Here is a 9,209-nt window from a genome sequence, read left to right as displayed (position 1 = left end):
CGCATAGAAGCCAAGTAAACTCGCCCTTTGGGAGTGAGCCAGCGCGCCCATTTCTGTGTCAAATAACGTTGAAAGGGAATACCATTCCTACCGTCATTTTCCTTGAACTGAGCTCGCTGGTCTCACTCTGAATCCTGCATCTTGAGGTAGCTTGGGTATAAAATCACATTAATTGTTGGATACTTTCTCTATGCGTAAGAAGATTATTCTTGATACCGATCCGGGTATCGATGATGCAATGGCTATTCTATTTGCTCAGGCCCATCCGGATATCGACCTTGTCGGGATCACTACGGTGTATGGCAATGCCACTATTGAGAATGGCACGCGTAACGCACTCTACCTAAAAGAGAAGTTCAACTTCAGCTGTGATGTCGCCAAAGGAACCGCCAAACCCATCCAGCGTCCGCCAGTGGGTGCCACCGTTGTCGTACACGGCGAAACAGGGTTTGGTGATATTCACAGTAGTGAGCCCAAGCACGCTTGTGCCGATCCGCGTCCGGCCTACCAGTACATTATCGATACAGTCAAAGCCAACCCCGGTGAGATCACGCTGGTAACTGTCGGACCGTTGACCAATATCGCCCTGGCTCTTGATGCTGCCCCTGAAATCACCAGTCTGGTAAAAGAAGTCGTTGTGATGGGTGGCGCTTTTGGGATGAACGGCCACCGTGGCAATGTGACCCCTTATGCCGAGGCCAATATCCACGATGATCCGCATGCGGCTGACAAGGTATTTACGGCCGACTGGCCGGTGGTCATCGTAGGACTAGATGTCACAGAAGAGAGCTTCTTCTCTGCAGGTTATATCGACGACCTAAAGGCCGAGGGCGGCAAAGTCGGTGAATTCATCTGGGACGTAAGTCGTTACTACCTGCGCTTTTATGCCAACAAGCTGGGACTGGAAGGCTGCCATGTCCACGATCCGTCAGCCATTGCCTATGTCATCAAGCCGGAATTATTTACCCTTCGCGAAGGGCCGATTCGTGTCGTTACCGACGGCCCGGCCGAAGGGCTGACCCTGCAAAAGTTCGATGGCCGCCGTCATCAGACGGATGACTGGGCAGAGATGCCGGAACAAAAAGTCGGTATTGCCGTTAATGATAAGGAACTACTCGCCCTCTATCGCGACAGCATCATCAATTTCAGTAAACAGTTTGGGTAAGCCGCAACGTCCCAAAGCTTAAGCAGTTTCATCATTTTGCCCGGCCAGAAATCTTATCGCAATTTCTGGCTTGGGCAACTCGCCCACCAGCATGATTGGTTTTACCGATTACAACAATCAGTATTTTCCATCACTTTTGCCCCCAAAAACGGGAGGTTCAGGCTTATATTTTACCTGTACCTACCACAAAGGGGTAACTCCCATGCGTAAACAGACGATCCCTCTGCTAGCCGCTATAGCGGTAGCCCTGTCACCACTTCTATTGAACAACTCTGCCTATGCACAGGGAGAGCCGAAAACAAACCAGTTTTGGTGGCCCGAGAAACTCGACCTTTCTCCCCTGCGACAGCATACCGCTTCGTCAAACCCGATGGGGGAAGACTTCAATTATGCAGAAGCGTTTAACAGTCTTGACCTGGATGCAGTGAAAAAAGATCTGGATGTACTAATGAAAACCTCCCAGGACTGGTGGCCTGCTGACTATGGTCACTACGGACCATTATTCATCCGGATGGCATGGCACAGTGCAGGAACCTACCGTGTCAGCGATGGGCGCGGCGGTGCCTATGGCGGAATGCAGCGTTTTGCCCCTTTAAACAGCTGGCCCGATAATGCCAACCTGGATAAAGCCCAGCGCCTGCTATGGCCGCTCAAGCAGAAATACGGCCGTAATATCTCCTGGGGCGACCTGATGGTGCTGGCCGGTACAGTTGCCATGGAGTCGATGGGCTTCAAAACCCTGGGCTTTGCCGGCGGCCGTGAAGATGCCTGGGAACCGGACATGGTCTACTGGGGGCCTGAAAATGAGTTTCTGGCCGATAAGCGTTACAGCGGCGACAGAGAGTTGGAACAACCACTTGCCGCCGTTCAAATGGGGCTGATCTATGTTAATCCCGAGGGGCCAAACGGCAATCCGGATCCACTGGCAGCGGCCAAGGATATCCGCGAAACATTTGCCCGAATGGCAATGAACGATGAAGAGACCGTAGCACTTATTGCCGGTGGCCATACTTTCGGTAAGGCACATGGCGCCGCAGAGCCATCCAAATATGTCGGCCCGGAACCTGAAGCGGCCAGTACCGAAGAGCAAGGCCTTGGCTGGAAAAACAAATACGGTTCGGGCCATGGTGCCGATACCATCACCAGCGGACTGGAAGGTGCCTGGACGGTCAGCCCGGCTCAATGGACCCACAACTACTTTCAAAACTTGTTCAACTTCAAATGGGTACAGACCAAAAGCCCGGCAGGCGCCATACAGTGGATCCCCGATGACGAAAGCGCTAAAGACATGGTACCTGATGCCCATGATGCATCAAAAAGACATGCGCCTATCATGCTCACCACCGACCTCTCGCTCAAGTTCGATCCCGAGTACAGTAAAATCTCCAAACGATTTCTTGATAACCCGAAAGAGTTTGAATTAGCCTTTGCCAAGGCATGGTTCAAGCTAACGCACCGTGATATGGGTCCTCGTGCTCGCTATCTCGGCAATCAAGTCCCCGAGGAAGCCATGCTATGGCAAGACCCTGTACCAGCCGTCGATCACCCCTTAATTACGGATGAGGACATCACCAAACTCAAGGAGGATATACTCGCCTCGGATCTAACCGTTCCCGCCTTGATCAGAACCGCCTGGGCTTCAGCATCCAGTTTCCGCGGTACGGATATGCGCGGTGGGGCAAACGGTGCACGCATCCGGCTTGAACCACAAAAAGACTGGCAGGCCAATGATCCCGAAGAACTGGCGAAGGTGCTCCAGCAGCTAGAGAAAATCCAACAGGACTTCAACAGCAAACAGTCTGACGGTAAGAAAATCTCACTCGCTGACCTGATTGTATTGGGTGGCGCCGCTGCGATTGAAAATGCCGCCAAACAGGCTGGTCATGATGTCAAAGTCCCCTTCACCCCCGGGCGTACCGATGCAGAACAAGCACAGACAGATGTAAACTCGTTTGCGGTACTGGAGCCAAATGCTGATGGTTTCCGTAACTACTTTGGCAATGACAACCAGCGTTCCCCTGCTGAAATGCTGGTAGGTAAAGCCGATCTGCTGACGTTAACCGTGCCCGAAATGACGGTGCTTATCGGTGGCATGCGTGTCATGAATGCCAATACCGGACAATCCCAGCATGGGGTATTTACCGACAAACCGGGAACATTAAGTAATGATTTCTTCGTCAACCTGCTGGATATGTCCACCAAATGGCAGAAATCATCATCGCAAGATGGCGTCTATGAAGGCCTTGACCGTAGTAATGGCAAGGCTAAATGGACGGCAACACCGGTTGATCTTATTTTCGGCTCAAACTCGGAGTTGCGCGCTGTTGCCGAAGTCTATGCCGCTGACGATGCCAAAGAGAAGTTTGTTAATGACTTTATCATCGCCTGGGTGAAAGTCATGAAACTCGACCGCTTTGATATTCAATAACGCCAAAGGTAACAACCTAAAAATCCGGTACTCGATAGTGCCGGATTATTTAGCCTGAGCTTAGTGTTTGTGACAGGGAGGTTCGATTTTTGTTTAGTGCTCTAATCTTTACAACAATCACAATCTCAAGCGGCGAACCATATTTCGCCGTCGTTTGATACATTGCGCTTTAATTTCCCCCTTTAACCTCCCTTATTGAGCTAACTCTCGATAAAAAAATTTACTTTTTATGAACCCTGAATTACACAGAAAGAGAAGGTGATTTTTCCTGACATTTAAAACGTTGTGTACTGTAAGGATTTCGCGGTAATTGACACCATTCGACCCATCACGATCACGTGGCAACTTAGGGGGAACTGGCGATGACTTCAATAACAACACGACAGCCTATGCGCATCGGTTTTTATCTCACTCACAATTTCACCATGATCGCGATGGCATCGGCCGTTGAAGTATTGCGCATGGCCAATCAGCTCTCGGGAGAGAAGCTGTACCAATGGTTTACCCTCAGTGAGAATGGCCAACCTGTTGCCGCCAGTGATGCGCTCGAAGTAAGGGTCGATGACCAAATCCCATCTCAACTACCGCTTGATTCGTTAATTATCTGCGGCGGTGTTCAGATTGAACGTAGCTGTACCCCGCAACTAACAAGCTGGCTTTGCCAGCTTGATCGCCAGCAAAAAATACTCGGCGGGATCTGTACCGGCAGCTATGCCCTGGCCAAAGCAGGAGTGATGGCAAACCAGCACTGCGCCATTCACTGGGAACATCTAGCCGGGTTCCAGGAACTGTTCCCGTCGATAAAAATCACCAATAAGCTGTTCACGCTCAGTGACAAACGAATGACCAGTACTGGCGGGACAGCGCCGATGGACATGATGCTCACTTTAGTGGCCAAACAACATGGCAGCAGACTCAGTGCGGCAATATCGGAAATGTTCATGTGCGAGCGGATCCGCAATGGCGAGGATGTGCAAAAAATGCCGCTTCGCAGCCTGGTCGGAACCTCCCAGCCCAAGTTGCTTGAAATCGTTTCTCTGATGGAAGCCAACCTGGAAGAGCCTATCGGCATGGATGAACTGGCTGGGTTTGTCGATCTGTCACGACGACAGCTGGAAAGGCTGTTCCAGAAACATCTACAATGTTCACCTTCGCGCTATTACCTTCAGCTCAGGCTTAGCCGGGCCAGGCAGTTGCTAAAACAAACCAATCTGTCTGTCATCGAGGTTTCCGTGGCCTGTGGGTTTGTTTCAACGCCTCACTTCAGTAAATGTTACCGTGACTGCTTTGGCATTCCGCCTCGTCATGAGCGACAGGGGATATCGTCACAGCCAGTTGCTACAGAGCAAACTATTACCACTCCACAACCAATAATTACCGAGCAACCGGATATGGCAGAGTTCCCGATAATTACCAATCTTCCGGCACTTACCGAACTCAGTGAACGGCATGATGACAACCTGTTCGATACCGGTTTTGACGATCAGGCTACACTTCCCAACCCGGCTTGCTAGGTTCTTAATTAACTTTAAAATTCAGTAGATTAAAAAGTATTACTTGAGAACCCCTTCTTCTCGCAGCAAGGCGAGAATGGCTTCGGCAGCCTGTTGGGGGGAAGTGTCTTGTAATACCTTGCCCGCCTGGCTCGGCGTCACCATTGTTGCAGCTTTCATCCGTTCTGCAGCGGTTTTCGCCGTGATGATCTTCAGCCGCTTGGGACGCTGTCTTGCTGGTTGTAATTGCCATTGAGACTGTTCGCTATCTGCCGCAAGCTCAAGTCCAGCTCCATGTTCGAAATCATATTCAGATTCGAGCACATTGATGATGCCATCACGCGCTTTTAAGAACGCACTTTGTCTGGCCTGCGGCGCCGCACTGTTAATGGTTACCACCACAGGTTGCTTGACCAATAGTTTCCGGCGATGACCGCGTGGTAACGCCTGTAAAAGCTCGATATGTCTATCTGCAACACCTGCCAAACCCGCGATATGCGGCACAATCGCCCAACCTAACTGATCTGCCAACAGGTAAGGTAGCAAGCCTGACGCTTCCCCCCATTCAGCCTGTTCGCCGCACAGTACCAAATCGGGCTCCGCTTCATTTACATATTGAGCCAGTGCCGATACCGGATCGGAGAGCTCTGGCAGCTTAAGAACAGTTATCTGCCCGATCCCCATTCCCAGGTAATCTCGTAATGCCGACTGTTCCGAGTCACCTGCATTGCCAGCATGAACAACCTCAATCACGGCGCCGGACTGTTGCAATGCCAGTTCAATCGCCTGTGCATCCAGTGAAGCACGGCATGGGCGCCCAGTTAATGAATGCATACTGGTCGATACCAACACCATGACTTGCAGCGGCTCACACAGCATCATCCCACTTCTCCTTTGCCTGCTCTCGATCAAATCCCGTCAATTCGCCAGCCTGACTTTCACTCTCTCTGTGGCTAATACTGTCAACCAGAGCCTGCATGATCTCGCTGCTGTCACCGATCACGCTAAGATCTGCCCGACTCACCATGGCGCACCCCGAATCAAGATTGATGGCGATCACCGTATCGCAATGGGTCATTCCCTGCAGATGCTGGATCGCCCCGGAGATCCCCACCGCCAAATACACCCGGGCTGAAACCAAGATGCCGGATGCGCCAACCTGGGTTGACCGAGGCATATTGCCATCATCCACCGCCACACGACTCGCCCCCTCGGTTGCCCCCAGTGCAGTTGCCACTTGATGAAACAACGGCCAGTTCATTACGCCATTGCCTCCTGCAACCACAAACTCCGCTTCCGCCAAGGAAACAGAGCCGGGATCTACGGCGGCCAAGCCCAAATCTTCAATTTTTGTCAGTACTGGTGGTGTCATTTCCGGCGCAGCGACTTCCCGCATAAGCACGTCCAGCTCAACCGGACTTGCCTGATAGCGGTAGTTACACACCGGTTCGGCAATCTGCTCTGCCACCAGCATGATACGTTCATGCGGGCGACGATACTCGTTGCCACTTTGCCCGGCACGACACCATATCCAGTTGTCATCGATCTCTACCACCCCGGTAGCTGCTCGCTCGTCCAACCTGGCGGCCAGGCGGCGACCGAGATCAGCACTGTTCATGGCCTGATCGCCAAACAACCAATAACGGGGAGAAAATTGCTTGTCAGCCTGTAATAACAAAGCGAGCTGATACTCAGGTTGATATCCTTCCTCTCCGAACAAAGAGAGATCCAGTAGCCGATCTACCCCCGCATCGGCGAAACGATCATCTTTGATAGAGCAAAAGACCACCGCCAGCACGGCTCCGCGTCCATTAATCTTCTGGCCGTCCATACGATCATGAGTAAAACCGTCGTTCGCCAACTGCTGTGCCAACCCCAACATATCTCTGTCGGCACTGGTTAGCCTGCCACCACTCATCTCCGGTACAACAGCAATATAGAATTCGGGATGTTCGACTCGATGCAAGGGCAACCGGGAAGTATCCCAACCTTGAGGTTCAATTGTGGGTATTGTTTCAGAGCTTGTTTCAAGAGAAGTTTCAGAATTCGCGCCAGAACTGACGACACTAGCCTGAGATTGATTTGCAAGGTGTTGAGCCTCAAAGGTGTGATGCAATGGATGAAGGCGATTACGCTGGATGCGCTCTTGACGAGGGTCGCGACGAAATACTTTACTCATGACGCCTCCATTTCATCAACTTGAAGATACCGGGCCTGCTGAGGCAAGGCTTCCAGCAACAACTCGGCAATATCCCGTACCTCAGGGCGTGGCTCAATAACCCCTTCAAGCATTAGGCTGCACTGCGGACAGGCCACGACAACAATATCAGCCCCTGTTTCCCTCACATCATCCATTCGCATATCCGGTATCCGGCGCTTACCTGCAATATCGGTGACCGGTGCTCCGCCACCGCCACCACAACAACGAGAGCGGTAACCCGAACGTTCCATTTCTTTTATTTCGATCCCGATAGCCCGTAACAGAGACCGAGGTGCTTCATAACCGCCGTTATAGCGCCCCAGATAACAAGGGTCATGATAAGTCACCGACAGTTCCTGAACAGGCTCCAACTTCAAACCTCCCTGAGCGACCAGCTCTGCCAGCAACTGGGTATGGTGGCAAACATCATAGTGACCGCCAAAGTCAGGATACTCGTTCTTCAGGAGCTGAAACGCATGCGGATCTGCTGTCACAATCCGCTTGAACCTGTATTGGCTCAATGTGTGTATATTGGCTCTGGCAAGGCGCTGGAAGGTTGCCTCATCACCAAGGCGGCGGGCCAGATCACCGCAATCAAGTTCTTCATTGCCCAGCACAGCAAAATCAACCTTCGCCCGCTGCAGCAAGGTAACCAGGGCCCGAAGCGTGCGCTGGTTGCGCATGTCAAACGCCCCGTCACCGGCCCAGAGCAGCACATCAGCCTGCTTTACTTCGGCCATCAGCGGAATGTGCAGATCGACAGACCAATTATTGCGTTGCTGTGGAGGGTGACCGTTGGGGTTATCAGTCGCGATCAGGTTTTCGAGAATATCCGGCCCTTTGCCCGGTGTTGCTCCCAGCTCCAGGGTCAGATAACGGCGTAGATCCACGATCGCATCTACATGCTCGATCATCATCGGGCATTCCTCGACGCAGGCCCGGCAAGTGGTGCATGACCAGACGGTATCCGGATCCAGCAAGCCCTCGAATAAAGAGTGCTCAGGCCCACCACAAATGGCTTTCTCTCCAAGGTGCAGTTCATGACCCGGATGGGCGCTGCCATGATAACTCGCTGTCGAACCGCCAGTCATACCGACCACCATATCCTGGATCAGCTTCTTCGGATTCAACGGCTGACCGGCAACAAAGGCCGGGCACGCCTTCTCACAGCGACCACATTGCACGCAGGCATCAAAGCCCAGCAACTGGTTCCAGTAAAAATCAGTTGGTTTATCTACCCCCAAATGCGGCTCGGTCAAGTCAAGCGGCCTGAGTCCCGTTGACTGACCACCGCCAAAGCGCTCAGCGCGAGGATGGAAAGCCAGGTGCAATGCGCCAGCAAAAGCATGTTTCATCGGGCCACCCCAGGTCAGTCCGAGCAGCATCTCGCCCATGCCCGCTATCATTGCAACTCCCAGTAAAACAAGCAGTATTGACGGCAAGTTATCTATCCCAAACAGGCCAAAAATACTGACAAGCAAAAATGTTCCTGCAAATACTTTGAGGCTTTTCAACAGCCTCATCCAGGGGCCGGTAGATAAATGCGCTGGCACTGAACGACGTCGTCCTGCCACCAGCTGCGCCCCCAGCAACATCACCGTACAGGCAATAAGCGCCAGCAAATGCATTGCTCCGCTATCAATGCCAAGAAGGTAAATAATGCTCAGCATCACCAGCGCGGCAACAAAGCCCCCCGCGGTTGCCACATGCATATGAGCTGTTGCTTTGTCGCGAGCGACAACATTATGGAGATCAACCAGGTACCGTCTTGGGATACTCGATAGCCCGGCCCAGATATTAACCGCAACAGGTTTGCCCCGATGCCATAGCTTCACTCTACGAACGGCACCGAACAACGTGATTAGCAATCCCAGCAATAATAGTACGGAAACTAAAGGTGTCAGCATCGTTATCCCCTTTCTG

6 protein-coding genes are annotated in these 9,209 nt (G+C 52.2%); 3 read left to right on the top strand and 3 right to left on the bottom strand.

Features of this window, described 5'->3' with window-relative positions; all coding sequences use genetic code 11:
* Positions 1-190 precede the first annotated feature (190 nt).
* From EIZ48_RS12445 to gbdR, 3 genes are all read left to right on the top strand, one after another.
* Complete coding sequence (locus EIZ48_RS12445; protein ID WP_160651724.1) at positions 191-1,165, top strand: nucleoside hydrolase; 975 nt, start codon at positions 191-193, stop codon at positions 1,163-1,165.
* A 202-nt stretch (positions 1,166-1,367) separates the two neighbouring features.
* Positions 1,368-3,593: a catalase/peroxidase HPI gene (katG, locus tag EIZ48_RS12440; RefSeq protein ID WP_160651721.1), complete on the top strand. Its 2,226-nt coding sequence runs from the start codon at positions 1,368-1,370 to the stop codon at positions 3,591-3,593.
* Positions 3,594-3,955: 362 nt separating this feature from the next.
* Positions 3,956-5,107 (top strand): choline metabolism transcriptional regulator GbdR, encoded by a 1,152-nt coding sequence (gene gbdR / locus EIZ48_RS12435; RefSeq protein WP_160651718.1) that lies wholly within the window; start codon positions 3,956-3,958, stop codon positions 5,105-5,107.
* Between the two features lie 39 nt (positions 5,108-5,146).
* Here the strand turns inward: gbdR and EIZ48_RS12430 are convergent, their stop codons facing one another.
* The 3 genes from EIZ48_RS12430 to EIZ48_RS12420 are packed head-to-tail and all read right to left on the bottom strand — an operon-like array spanning position 5,147 to position 9,193.
* Positions 5,147-5,968, bottom strand: a complete 822-nt coding sequence (locus EIZ48_RS12430; RefSeq protein WP_240152953.1) for an electron transfer flavoprotein subunit beta — start codon at positions 5,966-5,968, stop codon at positions 5,147-5,149.
* Complete coding sequence (locus EIZ48_RS12425) at positions 5,955-7,265, bottom strand: electron transfer flavoprotein subunit alpha/FixB family protein (RefSeq protein ID WP_160651715.1); 1,311 nt, start codon at positions 7,263-7,265, stop codon at positions 5,955-5,957. The genes EIZ48_RS12430 and EIZ48_RS12425 overlap by 14 nt, the downstream gene beginning before the upstream one ends.
* Positions 7,262-9,193 carry a (Fe-S)-binding protein gene (locus EIZ48_RS12420; RefSeq protein WP_160651713.1) on the bottom strand — a complete coding sequence of 644 codons (1,932 nt, stop codon included), beginning with the start codon at positions 9,191-9,193 and terminating at the stop codon, positions 7,262-7,264. The genes EIZ48_RS12425 and EIZ48_RS12420 overlap by 4 nt, the downstream gene beginning before the upstream one ends.
* Between the last annotated feature and the right edge of the window lie 16 nt (positions 9,194-9,209).

It is taken from the genome of Photobacterium alginatilyticum, assembly GCF_009910675.1.
Taxonomy (GTDB): Bacteria; Pseudomonadota; Gammaproteobacteria; order Enterobacterales; family Vibrionaceae; genus Photobacterium; species Photobacterium alginatilyticum.
This window is presented reverse-complemented; position numbering and strand designations above follow the sequence as displayed.

Excerpts from the sequence above, each read along its gene's own strand:
- EIZ48_RS12425 (WP_160651715.1), bottom strand. The coding sequence starts at position 7,265 with ATGAGTAAAGTATTTCGTCGCGACCCTCGTCAAGAGCGCATCCAGCGT.
- EIZ48_RS12445 (WP_160651724.1), top strand. The coding sequence starts at position 191 with ATGCGTAAGAAGATTATTCTTGATACCGATCCGGGTATCGATGATGCA.
- EIZ48_RS12430 (WP_240152953.1), bottom strand. The coding sequence starts at position 5,968 with ATGATGCTGTGTGAGCCGCTGCAAGTCATGGTGTTGGTATCGACCAGT.
- katG (WP_160651721.1), top strand. The coding sequence starts at position 1,368 with ATGCGTAAACAGACGATCCCTCTGCTAGCCGCTATAGCGGTAGCCCTG.
- EIZ48_RS12420 (WP_160651713.1), bottom strand. The coding sequence starts at position 9,193 with ATGCTGACACCTTTAGTTTCCGTACTATTATTGCTGGGATTGCTAATC.
- gbdR (WP_160651718.1), top strand. The coding sequence starts at position 3,956 with ATGACTTCAATAACAACACGACAGCCTATGCGCATCGGTTTTTATCTC.